This window comes from Actinoplanes sp. URMC 104 (genome assembly GCF_051386375.1).
In the GTDB taxonomy this organism is placed as follows: domain Bacteria; phylum Actinomycetota; class Actinomycetes; order Mycobacteriales; family Micromonosporaceae; genus Actinoplanes.
On the sequence record NZ_JBPQTO010000011.1, the window covers coordinates 1,702,259 to 1,720,136 of the forward strand.

18 protein-coding genes are annotated in these 17,878 nt (G+C 69.6%); 4 read left to right on the plus strand and 14 right to left on the minus strand.

The genetic code is table 11. The features are described from left to right. Positions 1-18: 18 nt before the first annotated feature. The 4 genes from ACSNN8_RS33595 to ACSNN8_RS33610 form a co-directional block, all read right to left on the minus strand. Positions 19-1,107 carry an FAD-dependent monooxygenase gene (locus ACSNN8_RS33595; protein ID WP_436654090.1) on the minus strand — a complete coding sequence of 363 codons (1,089 nt, stop codon included), beginning with the start codon at positions 1,105-1,107 and terminating at the stop codon, positions 19-21. A gap of 42 nt (positions 1,108-1,149) precedes the next feature. Beyond that, positions 1,150-1,467: an NIPSNAP family protein gene (locus tag ACSNN8_RS33600; RefSeq protein WP_436654091.1), complete on the minus strand. Its 318-nt coding sequence runs from the start codon at positions 1,465-1,467 to the stop codon at positions 1,150-1,152. A gap of 9 nt (positions 1,468-1,476) precedes the next feature. After that, complete coding sequence (locus tag ACSNN8_RS33605; RefSeq protein WP_436654093.1) at positions 1,477-2,073, minus strand: DedA family protein; 597 nt, start codon at positions 2,071-2,073, stop codon at positions 1,477-1,479. 80 nt (positions 2,074-2,153) lie between these two features. After that, positions 2,154-2,915, minus strand: coding sequence for a sulfite exporter TauE/SafE family protein (locus ACSNN8_RS33610; protein WP_436654095.1), 762 nt, complete (start codon positions 2,913-2,915; stop codon positions 2,154-2,156). Between the two features lie 232 nt (positions 2,916-3,147). On the opposite strand from ACSNN8_RS33610, the gene ACSNN8_RS33615 reads away from it, so the two are divergent. Continuing rightward, complete coding sequence (locus ACSNN8_RS33615; RefSeq protein ID WP_436654097.1) at positions 3,148-3,756, plus strand: NAD(P)-dependent oxidoreductase; 609 nt, start codon at positions 3,148-3,150, stop codon at positions 3,754-3,756. On the opposite strand, the gene ACSNN8_RS33620 is transcribed toward ACSNN8_RS33615, so the two are convergent. Genes ACSNN8_RS33620 through ACSNN8_RS33630 form a run of 3 tightly spaced genes read right to left on the minus strand, consistent with a single transcriptional unit; the run spans position 3,723 to position 7,347 of the window. Further along, positions 3,723-4,649, minus strand: a complete 927-nt coding sequence (locus ACSNN8_RS33620; protein WP_436654098.1) for a LysR family transcriptional regulator — start codon at positions 4,647-4,649, stop codon at positions 3,723-3,725. The genes ACSNN8_RS33615 and ACSNN8_RS33620 overlap by 34 nt on opposite strands. 9 nt (positions 4,650-4,658) lie before the next feature. Then, positions 4,659-5,999, minus strand: a complete 1,341-nt coding sequence (locus ACSNN8_RS33625) for a DHA2 family efflux MFS transporter permease subunit (RefSeq protein ID WP_436654100.1) — start codon at positions 5,997-5,999, stop codon at positions 4,659-4,661. Positions 6,000-6,003: 4 nt separating this feature from the next. Then, positions 6,004-7,347 (minus strand): carotenoid oxygenase family protein, encoded by a 1,344-nt coding sequence (locus tag ACSNN8_RS33630; protein ID WP_436654102.1) that lies wholly within the window; start codon positions 7,345-7,347, stop codon positions 6,004-6,006. A gap of 103 nt (positions 7,348-7,450) precedes the next feature. Between ACSNN8_RS33630 and ACSNN8_RS33635 the strand changes: the two genes are divergently transcribed. The 3 genes from ACSNN8_RS33635 (at position 7,451) to ACSNN8_RS33645 (ending at position 10,150) form a co-directional block, all read left to right on the plus strand. Then, positions 7,451-7,948 carry a winged helix-turn-helix transcriptional regulator gene (locus ACSNN8_RS33635; protein ID WP_436654104.1) on the plus strand — a complete coding sequence of 166 codons (498 nt, stop codon included), beginning with the start codon at positions 7,451-7,453 and terminating at the stop codon, positions 7,946-7,948. Positions 7,949-8,027: 79 nt separating this feature from the next. After that, positions 8,028-8,702 carry a response regulator transcription factor gene (locus tag ACSNN8_RS33640; protein WP_436654105.1) on the plus strand — a complete coding sequence of 225 codons (675 nt, stop codon included), beginning with the start codon at positions 8,028-8,030 and terminating at the stop codon, positions 8,700-8,702. Continuing rightward, positions 8,699-10,150, plus strand: a complete 1,452-nt coding sequence (locus ACSNN8_RS33645) for a HAMP domain-containing sensor histidine kinase (protein WP_436654107.1) — start codon at positions 8,699-8,701, stop codon at positions 10,148-10,150. Before ACSNN8_RS33640 ends, ACSNN8_RS33645 begins: the two co-directional genes overlap by 4 nt. A gap of 106 nt (positions 10,151-10,256) precedes the next feature. Here ACSNN8_RS33645 and ACSNN8_RS33650 read toward each other — a convergent pair whose 3' ends face one another. The 7 genes from ACSNN8_RS33650 to ACSNN8_RS33680 form a co-directional block, all read right to left on the minus strand. Continuing rightward, entirely contained in the window at positions 10,257-10,586 is a 330-nt protein-coding gene (locus tag ACSNN8_RS33650; RefSeq protein WP_436654109.1) for a hypothetical protein, read from the minus strand. 78 nt (positions 10,587-10,664) lie between these two features. After that, on the minus strand, positions 10,665-12,914 hold the full coding sequence (gene bglX / locus ACSNN8_RS33655) for a beta-glucosidase BglX (protein ID WP_436654111.1): 2,250 nt from the start codon (positions 12,912-12,914) through the stop codon (positions 10,665-10,667). After that, entirely contained in the window at positions 12,904-13,785 is an 882-nt protein-coding gene (locus ACSNN8_RS33660; protein WP_436654112.1) for a helix-turn-helix transcriptional regulator, read from the minus strand. The genes bglX and ACSNN8_RS33660 overlap by 11 nt, the downstream gene beginning before the upstream one ends. Positions 13,786-13,852: 67 nt before the next feature. Beyond that, a complete protein-coding gene (locus ACSNN8_RS33665; protein WP_436654113.1) occupies positions 13,853-14,953 on the minus strand; it encodes a calcium-binding protein in 1,101 nt (366 codons plus the stop codon). A 433-nt stretch (positions 14,954-15,386) separates the two neighbouring features. Next, a complete protein-coding gene (locus ACSNN8_RS33670) occupies positions 15,387-16,634 on the minus strand; it encodes a hypothetical protein (protein ID WP_436654115.1) in 1,248 nt (415 codons plus the stop codon). 541 nt (positions 16,635-17,175) lie between these two features. Then, a complete protein-coding gene (locus ACSNN8_RS33675; RefSeq protein ID WP_436654117.1) occupies positions 17,176-17,349 on the minus strand; it encodes a hypothetical protein in 174 nt (57 codons plus the stop codon). 299 nt (positions 17,350-17,648) lie between these two features. Next, positions 17,649-17,828 carry a hypothetical protein gene (locus ACSNN8_RS33680; RefSeq protein WP_436654119.1) on the minus strand — a complete coding sequence of 60 codons (180 nt, stop codon included), beginning with the start codon at positions 17,826-17,828 and terminating at the stop codon, positions 17,649-17,651. Positions 17,829-17,878 lie beyond the last annotated feature (50 nt).

A 17,878-nucleotide genomic window follows, 5' to 3' on the forward strand; every position in this document is an offset into this window, starting at 1 on the left:
CATCCCTGTCCGGCGCCATCATCGACTGATCATCCAGTGGCTGAAGGCTACGTAGTTGGCCGCGAACTCCTCCGGCGTCGCGGAGTCCTCCACCCTCTTGGACAACTCGTTGACCCTGCGGTAGTGCGGAATCCGGTCCTGCTCGTAGGCGGCCAGCGCGCCGGGCACCCCGTCGGACGAGCTGAGCAGCCGGGCGAGCAGCAGCCCGTCCTCGACTCCCAGCGACGCACCCGCGGTGATGTGCGGGGAAAGCGCATGAGCGGAGTCCCCGGCCAGAGCCACCCGGTGCGACACCCACCGCGGCAACGGCGGAACCAGCATGATCTGGTTGTGCAGCACCTGGTCGTCCGGCGTCGCCTCGATCAGGGCGGGCAGGGCCGGATTCCAGCCCGTCGTGTCGAGGAACGCGGCGCGTTCCGCGGCCTGCTCCTTCGGCGTACCGTGCAGCGGTTCCGCGTCGAACTGGTTGACCAGCCAGTACACCGTGCCGTCGACGGTGGGCACGTACCCGCCGCGGGTTCTTTTCTCCCCGAGCACGATGACGCCCCGCTCGATGGTGACGCCGTCCGGCGGCCGGACGACCGCGCGCCAGGCGTGATGCCCCTCGTGCTTCACGGCGTCGCTGCCCGGCAGCAACAGGGAACGAACGACCGAGTACGCGCCGTCCGCGCCGACCAGGAGGTCCGCCGTGACGGTTGTCCCGTCGTCGAAGCGGGCGTCCACGCCGGCATCGGTCTCGTCGTAGCCGATCAGTCGCGAGTTCAGGCGAATGTTGTCCCTGCCGACCGCGTCGGCGAGCAGTTCACTCAGCCGGGCGCGGTGCACGAGCAGGTACCGGTGATCGTCCGCCGAGAAGCCCGGCGGATGGATCAGCTCGCCCGTGTGGTCGCGGAAGTACATCTCCGCCGGCTTGCCGATGGCCCGTAGCCGGTCACCCAGTCCCAGCTCGTCGAAGACCGCCAAGGCGTTGGCCCACAGCCCGAGCCCGGCACCGGCCGCCCGGATCTCGGGTGCCTGTTCGTGGACCTCCGTCTCGATGCCGGACCTCTGCAACGCGATGGCGGTGGTGAGCCCGACGACCCCGGCTCCGGCGATTACTGCACGCACGTCTCTTACCTCCTGAATGGACTGGACATCATCGGTCGGTCGTCAGCGGAGCCGGGAGTGCGCGGTCGGCACCAGTCGCACGGTCACCGCGTCGGCTGCCAGAAGCTCCCCGATCCGAGGCTTGATCTCGGACTCGAAGAGCGGGTCCCGGTGCACCCGCTCCAGGACTTCTTGTCGTTGCTCGTCATTGTGGAATCGGCGGATCCAGACGAAGACGTCTTCCTCGCCCGATTCGGTGAACGCCCCGGTGACGGTCATCCCGTGCGCCTCGTGGAACGGAATCGTCTGCTCGTCCATCCATCGGGCCAGTTCTTTGCCGCACCCCGGCAGGGCCGTCTCGCGGCGAATCTCGTAAAACATTCTGAGCTCCTAAGCGTCGCGGACGCGAATCCGCCGGATCGCCTCCACCACGCCGGTCAGCACGAGAGCGAGTCCCAGACCGAAGGCGAAGGCCAGCAATGCGTTGTCCTGGAAGAGCGTGCCGCCCAGATAACCCGTCAGGACGGTATAGGTGCTCCAGGCAGTCCCTCCGAGAGCGGTGTACAGGAGGAATTGCCGGTAGTCGTATCGCACCATCCCACTGGTGACCGTGACGAGATAGCGGCCGACCGGAATGAACCGGGTGCTCACGAGGACGAATCCGCCTCGCGTCGCGAGATGCCGGGAAATCCAGTCGTGCGTCGCGCGCCGTTTGGAGCCGGGCGGAAGCCGCCTCGTGATGGGGGTGCTCAGCCCCCGGCCGAGCGCGTAGGGAACCTGGTCACCGAGGAACGCACCGGCGGCCGTGGCCGCGATGACCAGCAGGAGGTCGGTGGTGCCCGTGGCGGCGAAGACGCCGGCGATGATGACGACGGGCTCACTCGGGATCAGCGGCAGGAACGAGTCCAGCAGCGACACCGACAGGAGAACCAGGTACAGCCACGGGGAGATTGCCAACGACTCCGCCAGCTCGATCCAGTTGATCATGAGGCTCGAGGCCGGCACAACGGGGCCGGTCGTGCTCTGTCTCTGTTTCTCATGGAGACCCTTTCTTATTCGGTGTGGATTCAGGTGAACGCACGGACCAGGAAGACCAGGCCGATCGTGGTGCCGAAGGTGACGATGAGGGCCTTCAGGAGACGGCCGGGCAGGCGTCTGGCCAGGACCGCGCCCGCGTAGCCCCCGACCACCGCCGCGGGGGCCAGGATCAGGACGGCCGGCCAGTCGACCGGTCCGAAGACGGCGAAGACCAGCACGGTGACGGCGCCCACGGTGACGGTGAGAACGTTCTTGAGGGCGTTGATGTGGGTGAGCGTCTCGTCGAGCACCAGGGCCAGCGCGGCCACGTACATCACGCCCAGCGCGGCACCGAAGTAGCCGCCGTAGACGGCGCCGGCGAAGACGACCACCTGCAGGGTGACCGCCCGGCGGCGAGGGCTCTGCGTCCGCGGCTGCCCGACCAGACCGCGCAGGCGCTCCTGGAAGAACAGCGTCGCGGCCGCGCCCAGCACCAGGAACGGCACGAGCAGCTCGAACGTGCGAGCGGGCGTGCTGAGCAGCAGGGCGCAGCCGGCCGCCGAGCCGGCGACACAGGCAGGCATCATCGCCGGAATGCGGTACCACCGACCGGCCAGCTCGGCGCGGCCGCCCAGCACACTGGAGACGACGCCGGGGAACACCGCGACCGAGTTGGTGACATTCGCCTGGACCGACGGCAGGCCGGTCGCCATCAGAGCGGGAAAGGTGATCAGCGCGCCGCCACCGGCCAGGGCGTTGATTCCACCGGCGACCACGCCGGCGACAAGCAGCAGGAGTACGTGTCCAACCATGGTTGCCGATATCCCTGGGAATAGTGACGGTCCGGCCGCATACACAAAAGAATTCGGCGACCGCCTCGCCGAAAACGTTAGGACGCGCCTCCCGGGAAGGCCAGTGCGCTCTGGTGAAGCGGCCGTTTACTGCCACGCAATCGCGCGCCGGACCGCACATGCGTGGCGGTTAACGGCCACTTAACGAATACGCATTGGATATATCCGATGGTGGCTGCTTACCGTGGCCGGCATGAATCTCACTGTTCTTGCCGCGTCCGGGCGTACCGGCGCGGAGCTCGTCCGGCAGGCATTGCGACGCGGCCACACCGTCACCGCCATCGCGCGCGATCCGGCACGCATCGCCGTCGCGGACTCCCCTGCCCTGCGCAAGACCGCCGCCGACGTCGAAGATGCCGGGAGCATCGCCGCCGTCATCGACGCCGACTCCGTCGTCCTGTCCGCTCTCGGCACAGATCGAGCCGGCGTCCTCGCCGCGGGCGCCAACGCGGTCATCGCCGCCCGGCCCCGGCGCATCATCTGGCTCGGCGCATACGGCACGGGCAGGTCAGCCGGGGCGGCGGGGAAGGCGGCCGAGAGCCTCGGCGCGATGCTCGGTGATCGCCTGGCCGACAAGGTGCGGGCCGACGATTTCGTGCTTGCCGCTTGCGGCACGGTCTTTCACGCCTGCCTGCTCGGCGAAGGGCCGGAAAGTCCGGACCGGCGCACGGTCGGCCTGGCGGACGCGCCCCCGCTCGACTTCTCCCAGAAGATCTCCCGCGCGACGGTCGCCGCGGCGATGCTCGACGAGGCCGAGACGTCCCGCTTCTACGGCGCCGTCGCCGTGCCGCTCTCCGCCTGAGCGGCGACGACCTCGGTGACCGCGGCCCGTACCCGGCCACGCAGCCACGCGTGGGCCGGGTCGGAGTCGTGCAGCTGGTGCCAGACGCTATTGATCGAGGCCGGCGGGAACGGGGCCGGCAACGGTCGGCTGATCATGGTGAACGCCTCGACGAGGGGGCGGCTGACCAGCGCGGTCGTGGTGACCAGCAGGTCGCTCTGGCTGGCCACGTGCAGGGCCATGGTGCCGGTTGTCACCGCCGCGGTCACCTGACGCCGGAGGCCTTCCGCGGCGAGCACTTCGTCGATCGGCCCGGTGAGGCGGCCCCGCCTCGACACGACCACATGCGGATACGAGGCGTACGCGCGCAGATCGAGGTGCTCCGCGCAGGGATGCCCGGACCGCATCGCCACCACCAGGGGGTCGGAGCCGAGCGTCTCGGAGCGGAACTCCGACAACTCCGGGCGGTCCTGACGGAGTTCGAGATCGACGCGTCCGCGCCGGAGCTCATCCGTGTCGAAGGAGTTCTCGGACAGGATCCGCAGCCGCACGCCGGGAGCCTCCTGCACGTTGCGCAGCAGCGCCGGCGCCAGCGCCGTGGCGAGCCCGTCGTGGCACTGCAGCGTGAAAGTGCGCTCGAGCCGGTCGAGATCGAGCATGCGGTTCGGCACCAGCACGGCTTGTGCCTGGCGGAGCGCCAGGCCGACGTCGTCCCGGATCGCCGTTGCATAAGGAGTCGGAACCATCGTGTTTCCCGCGCGGACCAGGATGTCGTCACCGGTGAGCTTCCGGAGCCGCGCGAGGCTGCGGCTGATCGCGGGCGACGACAGGTGCAGCCGCTCGGCCGCGCCCATCACGCTTCCCTCCTCGAGCAGAGCGTTGAGGACGACCAGCAGGTTCAGATCCAGTTGCACCCGGGTAAATTACCTCTCCGGAATGCGCTGCCGGATGACGGCGACGGATACCACGAGGGCCACCGCGCCGAGGGCGGCCATGGCCACGAACGGCCGGCCGTAGCCGCCGAGGACGGTCAGCACGGCGAGGCCGACCGCACCGCCGATCTGCCGGGTGGCGTTGATGAGGCCTCCGGCCAGCCCCGAGTCGGCCGGCGCCACCCCGCTCGCGGACAGGCCGGTGAGCTGGACGAACGCGATGCCCAGGCCGAGGCCGACGAGCAGGGTCGGCGCGATCAGGTCGAGGAGCAGGTCCGCGTCGGCCGGCGTACGGGAAATCCACAGCAGACCCCCGGCGAGCGCGCCGAACCCGCCGGTCAGCGTGACACGGGCGCCGAAACGCGCGCCGAGCCAGGGCGTGACCCAGGAGCTGACCATGATCATGATGGCCATCGGCAGCTGCGTCAGGCCGGCCTTCAACGGGGAGTAGTGCAGCACCTGCTGCTGATACAGCGGCAGCACGTAGAACAGGCCGATCCAGACCGCGCCGAGCAGCAGCATGGTCAGGTTCGCGCCGGCCACCGCACGGATCCGGGCGACCCGGAGGGGGATCAGCGGATCGGCGGCGCGGGCCTGCCAGGCGACGAACACCGCCAGGAGCACGACGCCGCCGATCAGCGCGACCGTCGGCCCGGCCGCGGGCACGCCACCCACCCCGTACGTGAGCAGCAACAGCCCCGCGGTGAGCGAGACCGTGCCGGGCAGGTCGAGGCGATGCCCGGGCTCGGGCCGGTCCGGCCGGACCGTGAGCGCCGCGCCGACCAGCACCGCGACGCCGAGCGGGACGGTAGCCAGGAAGATGCCGCGCCAGCCGAACGCCTGGGTGAGCACCCCGCCGAGCAGCACCCCCGCCGCGCCGCCGGCCCCGGACACGGCACCCCACACGCCCAGCGCGCGCCCGCGTTCCCGGCCCGGCGGAAAGGTGGCCAGCACGAGGCCGAGCGCCGCCGGGGCGAGCAACGCAGCGCCGATGCCCTGCACGGCCCGCGCGACGATCAGCAGCGCCCCGGAGCCGGCCAGACCCGCGACCGCCACGGCCACGGTGAACAGCGCGAGCCCACCCAGGAAGAGCCGGCGGCGGCCGGCCAGGTCGGCGATCCGGCCGCCGGGCAGCAGCAGCGCGCCGAAGATCAGCACGTACGCATTGACCACCCAGGACAGTCCGGACGCCGACAGGTGCAGGCCGTCGCGCACCTGAGGCAGCGCGATGTTCACGATCGAGGTGCTGAGAACGACGAGGAACTGCGCCGCGGCGAGGAAGGTGAGCGCGGTCCAGGCGCTGCGGCCGGTGCTTTCCCGTACGTCTGTCATCGGGTCAACCGAGGCGGGAGTCGGGGATCCAGGAACCGTGGATGCCGCTGGGCACCCGCCGCGGCAGGGCGACGGACGCCGTCACGGACAGGTCGTGCGCGTCGAGGACGAGCAGTTCGGAGGCGTTCTCGCGCAGGTCGCTGACGATGGTGAGCAGCCAGCCGTCGTCCTCGGCCACGCCGTGCTCGGCCGCCACGAAGACCGCCTCGCCGGGCTGACGGCCGGGACCGGCGGGGCTGACGAAACGTTCGCCGGTCAGGGTGTCGAGTTTGACCAGGGCGTACTCGTGCAGCCCGGCGCCGGGGAAGCCGGCGTGGTAGCTGATCGCGCTGGCGCGGCCCAACCGGTCGTTGTTGATGGTCGGGAAGTCGGTGGACAGGTCGTCGAGCTCGGTGTGCACGGCCGTGCCGCGGGCCGGGTCGAGCACCCAGCGGGTGGCGGTCGCGCCGGTGACCGGGACGTCGGGGCAGCCGGGTGAGCCGACCCACCACTTCCAGGAGGTCTCCCAGCCGGCCCGGTCGTACCGCGGGCCCTCCAGGACGACCGTGCCGTCGGGGCCGTCGTAGGCGTTCGTGGTGTGCAGCACGGCGGCGGGTTCGACCGGAATCCAGGTGACCTCGGTGGAGCCGTCGCGCGCCATCACGCCGATCCGGGGCGGGTAGTCGTCGTGCCATCGGTACGGGATGCCGGAGGTCTCCGCCGGGTCGAAGACGACCGGCAGGTCGAGCCAGACCACCCTGGTCTCGGTGATCGCGAAGTCGTGCATGAGGCTGGGGCCGGCGCCCTCGACCACCTCGCTGCGCACGATGGTCCCGGCGGCGTCCGCCACGAGATAGGTCAGGTACGGCGGGAACGGCGAGTAGCTGAAGAAGTAGAGGTTGCCGTTGACCGGGTCCTGCTTGGGGTGGGCGGTCATCGCCGAGGTGAGCTTGCCGCCGAAGTCGTACGGCCCGACCGTGTCCAGGCCGGGGGTGACCTCGAAGGGCAGGTTCGCCTCCTGCAGGGCCAGCAGCCGTCCACCGTGCTCGATGATGTGCGTGCCGGCGACGCTGGCGGTCAGGTCCACCGATCCGTCCGGGCGCACCAGCGGGGCGCCGTCCAGGGCCGGCGTCCGCACCCACCGGTTCCGGTACCACCGGGCGCGGCCTCCGGCGAGCTCGACGCCGTGCAGCATCCCGCTGCCCCGGAACCAGTGCGCCGGGGTGATGCCGGGCTTCGGGTTGTGGCCGTTGCGCAGGTAGCGGCCGTTCAGCTCGGGCGGCAGGACGCCGCTGATCTTCAGGTCGGTCGCCTCGATCTCGTCGGGCACCGGAAGGTAGTGGTCACTGACGTACGGCAGGTAGCTCAAGGGTCCCCCTCCGTCGCTGTCTGCAACGGAGGCTAGAAGCTGACTTTAGTGGTGTCAAGCCAGCCTTCGCCGCACCGCCGATGTCCGTGGCTACGCTGGGGCGATGAGTGAGGGTCACGCGAACTTCGTGGACGAGCTGTCGGACCGGCTGTCCTGGAGCGCCGACCAGTGCCCGGCCGGCCGGGCGCTGGAGATCGTCGGGACGCGGTCGGCGATGCTGATCATGCGGGAGGCGTACTTCGGCACGACCCGGTTCGACGACTTCACCCAGCGGGTCGGCATCACCGAGGCGATCGCCGCCGCCCGGCTGCGCGAGCTGACGGCGGCCGGCCTGCTGGAACGACAGCCGTACCGGGAGCCGGGCCGGCGGACCCGGTACGAGTACCGGCTGACCCGCATGGGGCGCGACCTGTCGCCGGTGATCCTCGGCCTGTACCGCTGGGGGTCGAAGTACCTGTTCCCGGACGGCCTGCCACCGGTGGAACTGAGCCACTCCGAGTGCGGCGCGCCCGTGAAGATCTCCGTCAGGTGCGCCGAGGGTCATCCCGTACCGCTGGACGAGGTGACCGTCTCCCCCACCAGCGCGATGCGGCAGGCCTGAACCTTAATGCCGGCCTCAGGTTGATCGAGGAGGATGAGCGGAAAGCGCCGAGGGGGAAGGGCGGGCCGACGTGCAGATCATGATCGCGGATGACGAGGCGGCCATCCGTGAGTCGCTGGAGCGGGTGCTCCAGGTCGAGGGTTACGACACCAGCACCGTCGCCAACGGTCTCGCCGTGCTCGACGGGGTCGGTCGCGACGGGCCGGATCTGCTGATCCTCGACGTGATGATGCCCCGCCTCGGCGGGTTGGAGACCTGCCGGCGTTTGCGGGCGGCGGGCCGGGATCTGCCGGTGCTCATGCTGACCGCCCGGGATCAGGTGTCCGACCGGGTCGCCGGGCTGGACGCGGGCGCCGACGACTATCTCCCCAAGCCGTTCGCCACCGAGGAGTTGCTGGCCCGGGTCCGGGCCCTGCTGCGCCGCCGCGTGCCGGGCGACGACGACTCACAGCTCCTGACGTTCGCCGACGTCCGGCTCGATCCCGACAGGTTCGAGGCGTGGCGGGGCGGGCGGTCGCTGCACCTGACCCGGACCGAGTTCTCCCTTTTGCAGGTCCTCGTGCGCAACGCGACCCGGGTGCTGACCCGGGACGCGCTGTTCGAAGCGATCTGGGGTTTCGACATGAGCACCACCGCCAACAACCTTCAGGTGTACGTGAGCTACCTGCGCCGCAAGTTGGAGGCTGACGGTGAGCCGCGACTGATCTACACGCTGCGCGGCCTGGGGTACACGTTGCGGGAGACCCCTCCGTGACCGGGTCCGGGGGCCGGGGGCCGCGCCGGTGGACCCGGTGGTGGCGCCGGCAGTCGTTGCGGACCAGGATGACGGTGATCGCGGCGACGGCCATCGCGGTCAGCGTGTTCGTGTCCTTCCAGGTGGCAAGCGAGCTGATGGACCGCAAGCTACGGGCCACCGCCGCGGATCAGCTGCACGCCGACTCCCGCGTCCTGGCAACGAACGCGGAGCGCGCCGGCCTGGCGCAGGTCCCGCTGCCGCCGTACCCGGGATCCGGCAGGCTGGTGCGGGTCATCCTGCCCGACGGCTCGACCCGGACGCCGGCCGGCCAGCCCGCGCTGCCCCCGGTCAGCGAGGACGCCCGGCGCGTGGCGCAAGGCGCGGCTACCGACCTGCTGGAGTCGACCGACTGGAACGACGGATACCGCGTCTACACGCTGCGGGTCGGCGACGGCGCGGTCCAGGTGGCCGACCTTGCCGACGACAGCCCGATCAACCAGTTCGGGTTCGGCATGCTGCTGATCGGGCTGCTCTGCGTGGCCGGGGGCGCCTTCGTCGGGCGGACCGTGGCGCGGGCCGGGCTGGCCCCGATCGACCGGCTGACCGCCGCCGCGGTCCGCGTCGCGCACACCCGGGACCTCGACGCCGACATCCCGGACGAGGGCGGCGGGGAGATCCGGCGGCTGATCCAGTCGATCAACGACATGCTCGCCGCGCTCCGGGATTCCCGGCGGGCCCAGCGGCTGCTCGCCGAGGACGCCGCCCACGAGCTCAAGACCCCGCTCACCAGCCTGCGCCTCAACGTCGAGCTGCTGATCCGGCTCGATCGGCGGGGCACCCTGGACAGCGCGCTGCCGGCGGAGAGCCGGACCCGGCTGCTCAACGACCTCGGCGCCCAGGTGGCCGAGTTGAGCACCCTCGCCGCCGAGCTGACCGACCTGGCGCGCGGTGACGTCACCGACGAGAGCACCGAGCTGCTCGACCTCGCCGACGTCGTGGTGGCCGGCGTGACCCGCGCGCGTTCCCGTGCGCCCGACATCGAGATCGCGCTCGACGTCACGCCCGTGTGGGTGAGCGGGCGTCCCGCCGCGCTCCAGCGGGCGGTGCTCAACCTCATCGACAACGCCGGCAAGTGGTCCCCCGCGGATCAGCCGGTCCAGGTCCGGCTCCGCACCGAGGGCGCGTCGGCGGTGCTCGAGATCGACGACGCCGGGCCGGGCATCGACGCCGCCGACGTGCCGCGGGTGTTCGACCGGTTCTACCGTGCCGACAGCGCCCGGGCACTGCCGGGATCCGGCCTGGGGTTGTCGATCGTGCAGCGGGTCGTCGACGCGCACGGCGGCCGGGTCACCGTCGCCCGATCCGCACGCGGTGGCGCGCTGCTGCGGGTCGACCTTCCGGCCGCATCCGGGACGGGCCTGAGCCCGTCCCGGATCTCGTCCGTGCGGACGCGCTCACCGTTGTAGCGCGGGCTCCTCCCGGTCGGCCGGCGAGTGCCGCCCGTCCGGCGGCTCCGCCACGGGACGGGGACAGCCTGGGGGTTGCTTCTGCTCGACGCGGCGCGTAGCGGGGTCAAGCGGCCGGACACCCGAACGAGGTGTCGCCGGAGCTCGCGGGGCTGTCGCCGTACGGCTTGCCGTCCACGAAGATGCCGACTGAGGCGTCCGCCGGCACCGGAGCGGCGAAACTGCCACCCACCTCGATCGCTCCGTGCGCCAGCACAGCGCCGTCCTGCCGGAACTCCACCTCGGTCCGATCACCGTCGCGCCGCTGCCCCTCAGCCGCGACGCACACCTCGATCCGCCGCTGCGGCGTGCTGTCGTCGTTCCCGCCGCAGGCTCCCACGCCACCCAGCCCGGCGACGGCCACAAGCGCCACACTGACGATTCCCGGCATCCGCATGCCGATCACTCAACCATCACGCGCGGGCCGGCCCGTCCGGGGGCGCGCCATGAAGTCGCCGACGTTGTGTCGTGGGCGTCAGGACTTGGCGACCACCTCGAAGCTGCCGTGCAGGTCGGCGGTGCAGTCGCCGCCGACCCAGACGTCGAAGGTCGAGGGGTCGAGGGCCCAGTCACGGGCGTACGTGTGCCAGTAGCGCCGCTGCTGGGGGCCGACGGTGAAGGTGACACGCCGGGATTCGCCGGGCGCTACGACGACGCGCTGGAAGCCCTTGAGCTCACGCACCGGCCGCGACGCCGTGCCGTGGCGCTGGTGCAGGTACAGCTGCACGACGTCGGCGGCTTCGCGGTCGCCGGTGTTGGTGACCTCGGCGGTCACGGTGACGGTGCCGTCGAGGTCGACGCCGGGCTGGTCGACGGTGAGGTCGGTGTAGGTGAAGCGGCCGTAGCTGAGCCCGTGCCCGAACGGGAACAGCGGGGTGCTCGCCTCGTCCCAGTAGCGGCGGGCCTGGTTCTCCGGCTCGTGGGACCGGGTGTGCGAGTAGATCATCGGGATCTGCCCGACGGTGCGGGGCCAGGTGAAGGGCAGCTTGCCGGCGGGCGAGACCGTACCGAAGAGCAGGTCGGCGACGGCGGCGCCACCCTGGCTGCCGGGGTACCAGATGTCGAGGATGGCCGGCACGTGCTCGGCCGGCCAGCGCAGGTCGAGCGGGCGGCCGTTCATGACCAGCAGCACGGTGGGGGTGCCGGTGGCCACGACGGCCCGGATCAGCTCGAGCTGGCGGCCGGGCAGCTCGATCGACGATCGGGACGCGGCCTCCCCGATCATGTTCTGCCACTCGCCGGCGACCACCACGGCCACGTCGGCCGCGGCGGCGACCTCGACGGCCCGCGCGAGCTCGGCTTCGGGGTCGAAACCCTCCGGGTCGCTGGGCGTGTTGCCGCCGAACATGTCGAACAGCGACGGGAACGTACGGGACACGACCGGGACGCCCTGCGCGTAGTCGACGCGCACCCGGTCACCGGCGGCGGCGCGGATGCCGTCGAGGACCGTGACGGTCTCGTCCAGGTCGTAGTCGAACACCCAGGGCCCGATCGTGTCGCGGCGCGAGTCGGCGAGCGGGCCCAGCACGGCGATCGAGGTCAGCGTCCCGGCATCCAGCGGGAGCAGGTCGCCCTCGTTGCGCAGCAGCACGGCCGAACGCCGGGCGGCTTCGCGGGCCGCCTCCCGGTGGGCCGGATCGGCCAGCACCTCGCGGGCGCGCTCCTCGTCGACGTACGGATCGTCGAGCAGCCCCTGCCGGGCCTTCGCCTCGAGCACCCGCCGTACCCGCTGGTCCAGCACTTCTTCCGGGACCGTGCCGTCCCGCACCGCGTCGGGCAGGTGGGCGTAGGCCGGGTCGGTCATGGCCATCTCCATGTCGACGCCGGCGGTCACCGCCCGCGCACCGGCCTCGGTCAGATCGGGGGCGAAGCCGTGAGTGACCAGATTGCGTACGGCGTTGGCGTCGCTGACGACGAACCCGTCGAAGCCCCACGTGTCGCGCAGCACCTGCGTGAACAGCCAGTGGCTGGCCGACGCCGGTACGCCGTTGAGGTCCATGTACGCGGTCATCACGTTGCCGGCGCCGGCCTCGACGGCGGCCTGGAACGGCGGGAAGTAGACGTTCCACAGCTCCTCGTCCGACAGGTGGACCTCGTCGTAGTCCCGCCCGCCGAGCGCGGCGCCGTAGCCGCCGAAGTGCTTCGGCCCGGCGATGATGCCGCCCGGGCTCTGGAAGCCGCGCACCTGGGCGGCGGCGACCGCGGCGCCCAGCACCGGGTCCTCGCCCGCGCCCTCCACGATGCGGCCCCAGCGCGGGTCACGGGCGACGTCGACCATGGGGGCGAACGCCCAGTGGATGCCGACCGCGCGGGCCTCACGGGCCGCGACCGCCTGCCCACGCTCGATGATCTCCGGGTCCCAGGACGCGGCCATCGCGATCGGCACCGGGAAGATGGTGCGCAGACCGTGGATGACGTCGAAGCCGAACAGCGCCGGGATGCCGAGCCGGTTGCCCTCGACGGCGAGCCGCTGGAGCCGGTTGATCTCGGCCGGGTCGGTGACGAACAACAGCGACCCGGCCTCCCCGCGGGCCAGCGCCTCCTCGACCGCACGCGGCTGAGCGTCGGGATCGATGCCGAGCGCGGCGTCGGGTTGCGCGCCGGCCGGCAGCTTGAAGTAGAAGTACTGGGTCAGCTGACCGGCCTTCTCGGCCGGCGTCATGCGGCTGAGCAGCTCGTCGACACGAGCGGCAGTGTGCTGGTGGTCCACCGGTTCACTGGTCATGGCGTCTCCAGGATTCGACACTGGGGATGTACCCGGCCATGACGAGGGCATACATCGCTGACCAGGCCGGGCAGGAGCTTGAGCTTGTCGTCGCTCGGGGAACCCGGAATGGCGGCGTAGACCAGCATGTACTGGGCGTGGTCGACGTCCAGCAGCGGGGGCGTACAGCTCCAGCTCGCCCAGCGTGGCGTGCCGGTAGCGCCTGAGGTCGAGGTAGTGGGTGACGTCCACCTCGTGCAGCTGCCAGATCTCGGCGAACTCGGGGCTCGCCTCGAGCAGCGCCGCGACGATCTCGCCGGGCCGGCCGGTGGGTCGGCCGCATATTCGATCCGCAGGTCCGCGGTGAAGACCCGGCCCGCTTGCGGTGGTCCTCGACCGGGAACAGGTCGCGGGCCGCCGGGTCGGTGAACCAGCGGTAGACCAGGTAGCGGGACAGGCCGGTGAATCGGGTGTAGTCACCGATCAGGGCCTTGGCCAGGTCGTTCTGCATCAGCACCTCGCCGAGATTGGTCATCACGAGCGCGGGCGCATCGGTGAGGCCGTCGAGGACGCGCCGCAGGGTGGAGCTGACGCCGTCGTGGTGGTCACGCGGTCGCGTCGCGAAACCGCCGAGCTGGAAGAGGTAGTCGCGCTCGAACGGGCTCAGGTGCAGTGCCCCGGCGAGCGAGGCGAGGAACTGCTCGGACGGCATCGGCCCGCGCTGCTGCTCGATCCGGCTGTAGTAGTCGGCCGAGATGCCGGCCAGCGCGGCCACCTCCTCGCGCCGCAGCCCACCGGTGCGGCGCCGTGGCCCCCGCTGCAGCCCCACCTCCTCCGGCTGCAGCGCCTCGCGGCGCACCCGCAGGAAGCTGGACATCTGTAGCCGGTCCATGACTTCACCCCCTACTCCCCGGTGCCGGCGCCCGGGATGCTCGTGCCAGCCACCACCTTCCGCTGACCTACGGAAGCTGTGGGCCGACGGTGCGCTCGCAGTCGACGGGGACGTCGCCGGCGGTCAGGTAGCAGGTGTCGACGCCGGCGCCGGCCTCGAGACGGTCGGCGGTGTCGGGGTCGTCGTCGTCCGTGCCGTTGAGGACGTCGTCGCCGTCGCCGCCATACAGCTTGTCGGCGCCCTGATTGCCGTCGACGGAGTCGTTGCCGCCGTAGCCGTAGATGGTGTCGTTGCCGAGCGCGCCGGTGAGGTCGTCGTTGCGGGCGGTGCCGCCGATCCAGTCGGCCCCCTTCGAGCCGACCAGGGATTCGATGTCGGCGCCGATCGTGTCGCGCTCGCCGGGCATGCCGTCGTCGCCGGTCACGCCGTCCGCGTCGATGCGCACCCCGGTGCGGTAATTGTAATAGTTGATCCCGTCCGGGCCGGGGCCGCCGATGAACCGGTCCGCATCCGCCTTGACCTGGTCACTGGAGGGCTGGGAGGGGACGAACCCGTCGCCGTCCGGGCCACCGTTGTACGTGTCGTTGCCCGGGCCGGCGAGGAACTCGTCCTTGCCGTTGCCGCCGAGCACGATGTCCGTACCCGGACCGTCCTTGATCGTGTCGTTGCCGTTCCCGCCGGACACCCGGTCGTTGCCGTCGCCCGCGTCGATCTCGTCGTGGTTGTCCATGCCCCAGATGGCGTCGGCGCCGGCGCCGCCCTTGAGGATGTCCGTCCACGGCCCGCCGACGATCTTGTCGTTGCCCGTGCCGCCGTCGGCCGAGATGGGCACGTCGGCCTTGTTGACCACGGTGTCGTTGCCGTCGTACAGATAGGCCCGCACCCACCACACTCTCGCAGCCGAGCATCGGACGGTCGTCGCGTCCACGGCCTTGCACCCCTTGCCGGGCGTGATCGTCGTACGGTCGTCGATCGTCACCGTGTTGCCGGAGCGGCTGAACACCACGCCGTTCACGCGGCCCTTGCCGGCCTGGTACTGCACGATCTTTCCGTCGACCACGGTGGCAAGCCCGTTGGTGGCGGCCTGCGCCGGTGTCGCCACCGCCACGAGGGCGACGAGCCCACCGGCCCCCAGCAGTGCCGTGACAATCTTGCCGATGTGCCGCATCTGATCTCCCCGTGGTCGCTCGGAGCAGGGATCATAACCGCTCGTGCGCATCGCGACGGTCGATGCCCAGGGCGGGGACCGGTACGACGAGCCGGTCGAGTAGCTGCCCAGCCGGCGACTCGGACCGGCTCCCGCGCCGAGCCGAATCCACCGGGACTCGCACTGATGATGTCCAACACCTACCAACAGCACCGATGCATGCTCAAGCAATGAACGCGCGCACCGTCATGGCTCAGTCTGTATACGGAGGCGAATTGACCCTTAGTTCTGACGCTCGCAGTTTTCCCGAGTGTTCATGCGGTCACTCCAAGAGGAGCGCACAGTAGGTGCCACCTGATGCAAGTGGTCCAGAGCGGTGACCATTTCGCTCGCTCGATCACCTACTACTGGAAGCAATTCCGAAAGCAGAGATGAAGGAACGCAATCTGCGCCGTCAGGTGGCGATCCCACTGACGGAAACCGTGCAATTACTTACACCCGCACTGACGTACAATTTCTTCCCGCCCGTGTCAGCGTCGAACTTAAGCACTTCACCAGGAAGACCGATTTTAAATTTCAACGGATTGCCCGTGCTACTGTCACGGACAGTGACATCGCATTGGTCTTCAACCGGCGTCGCGACGACGTGGATCTTGCCGACGACCTTGATTTCTAGTGAGTCGGATGCGGATCTGATGATGCGAGCCGGCAACGAGGCCACACTTGCGCCTGGAACGACGCGCGCCTTGCAGTCAAACTGCTTGGAGACCTGGTATCGGAAGAGGCCCGTCTGGCGAACTTGCAACCAGTGCGTTGTTGACTTTTCGCTCCGGCTGTAAACGCTGCCCACTTCTTCGTTGTTGTCATTCAGCAGATATACCGAACAAGACGATCCCGTAACTTGTAGGCGCCACGGGGCCGAGGCCATGTAAAGCACCGATGGTTCATGCAAGTAAGCGGTTTCACCGCTCGATACCCCTGTGGCTGAAATGCCGTCATTGGCTGACGAAGGCGCGGCTCTGCCGGATTGATCACGGGACGGCAAGTTGACGGGAACGTCGCCTGACTTAGTGGCATTGCCGCGATCGAACTGTTTATTCGCGATGAGAATCACGGTGACGATGAGCACAGCGACGCCCAGGGCAGCAACCGCAAAACGGGCAGCGTTGCGCCGGATCCATTCGCGAGTCGGCCTTGGTTCTTGGTGTGGCATGGCAGACGTCTCGCCAGCAACAGCACGGCTCATCTCCTCAACCAGCAGCTCATCTTGATGGACTCGGCGCTCGGCCTGGTGGAGTTCCTCGGCGAGAGTGCCAGCCTGCTGCTCGACGTCGGCCAAAGCGTTATCTGAAGATACTGTACGTCGCTGCCTCGTCGCGTCTAGGAGCATGCGCAGCTCAGCGAGTTGCTCGGCGAGTTGCCGCCGCTCCAATCGAGCGTCTTCCAATTCCTTCTCTTTAGCGGCGAGACTCGACTCGAGGTTGATACGGTCGGGACCAGTCACCCGCGCCACCGTCGATACGTTCCGAGCGAAGGGAAACTCGTCCGCGGTATCAGAGGCTCGGCGAGTGGGGGCGGGCTTGCCGTCAGATACCAGACGTGCATGCACTTCCAGGTAGATCGGGTTGAGACGCAGCGTAGAAGGCTCACTGGCAATACCTTCTCCCACCACCTCGGTAAAATACTTGGTGAAATAGGTCATGGGGTGACCGCCGCTAGAATCCTCCGGCTCGAACCAAGCGGTACGTAAGTGAGCAGTCCTGAGCCACCTTCGCGCATTACGCCCGTCGCTGTAATCGTTGAGCTACGGCACCGAGCCGTGGGGCCACGGTCAGGTGCCGTTCGATAACACCGCTTGCGGTCCGATCGAACGGCTCCTGCTACGGCTGCATGGATGAGTCGGTCGGCTGCGCCTGCTGACTCAAGTGATGCCATCAGCCTCCTCAGCGGAGGCGCCGGCGCGGTACGCCGTTCATCGCGCAGCTGTTGCCGGGCGGGGCAGGGAGTGTGGACGGGTACGCCGTATGATATGGCGATCGCCGGGTACATCACCGCAGTTACGCGGCGCAGACTGGTTGAAGAATCCGCATGTGTGGGCAATCTCAACACGGTTTCTGGCACTGGAGCCGGCAGGATCGGCGGGATGACGAACTCTGCCGCCACCAGCACGGATAGCACCTTGACCGACAGGTCGACCTGCCGGTAGCCGAGCACCGCGATGATGGCCATGGCGATGAAGGTGATCAGCCACCATGGGAGATCCGAGCCGAACTGGTCGGCGAGAAACCGGCGGCCGCCGAGCCGAACAGTCCGTAGAGGCCGATCTGCTTGGCGTTGTAGCCGTTGGCGACCAAGCCGTGGCAGTGGCAGTTCGGCGGCCGCCACGACGGGCGCCGCGTCCAGGTCAATGCGCTCACCCGGCGAGCGGCCGCCGGTGTCCTGGACGCTCAGCACCGGAACGCGAGTAGACGCAGACGCAGCATCGACTACCGGATCGACACGGTGAAGCCTGCACAGCGTCCCATCCTCGCGTAGTCGTTGCGCCACGGTGGGTGGCGATCGGCCTTTCCGCTGGCGAGCTCGACGACGAGTTGCGCAATGCCCTCCGCTGGACGAGCCCACACTGCCGGAGGACGTCGCGGAGGTGATCGCCTTTCTGGCGTCGGGTCGTTCCCGGCGCAGCACGGGGCGCGACCGTGGACATCGCCGGCACCGACTACGTGCGGTGACTCAGTGTGGGGCCGTTCCCGTTTCTCTCAAGGAGCACTATGGCGCACGACGAGCAGTCGTCCGGAGCGGCCGAGCTGATGAACGCGTACACGCGGCTGAGCAGCGTGCGCAGGTAATTCTGCTCGCGGATCAGGTCGTCGCGGGCATCGCAGAAGAACACCGACATCTGGCCGGCGTCGAGCGCGTTCTCGGCGCCGATGAGCAGCGGGATGCTGA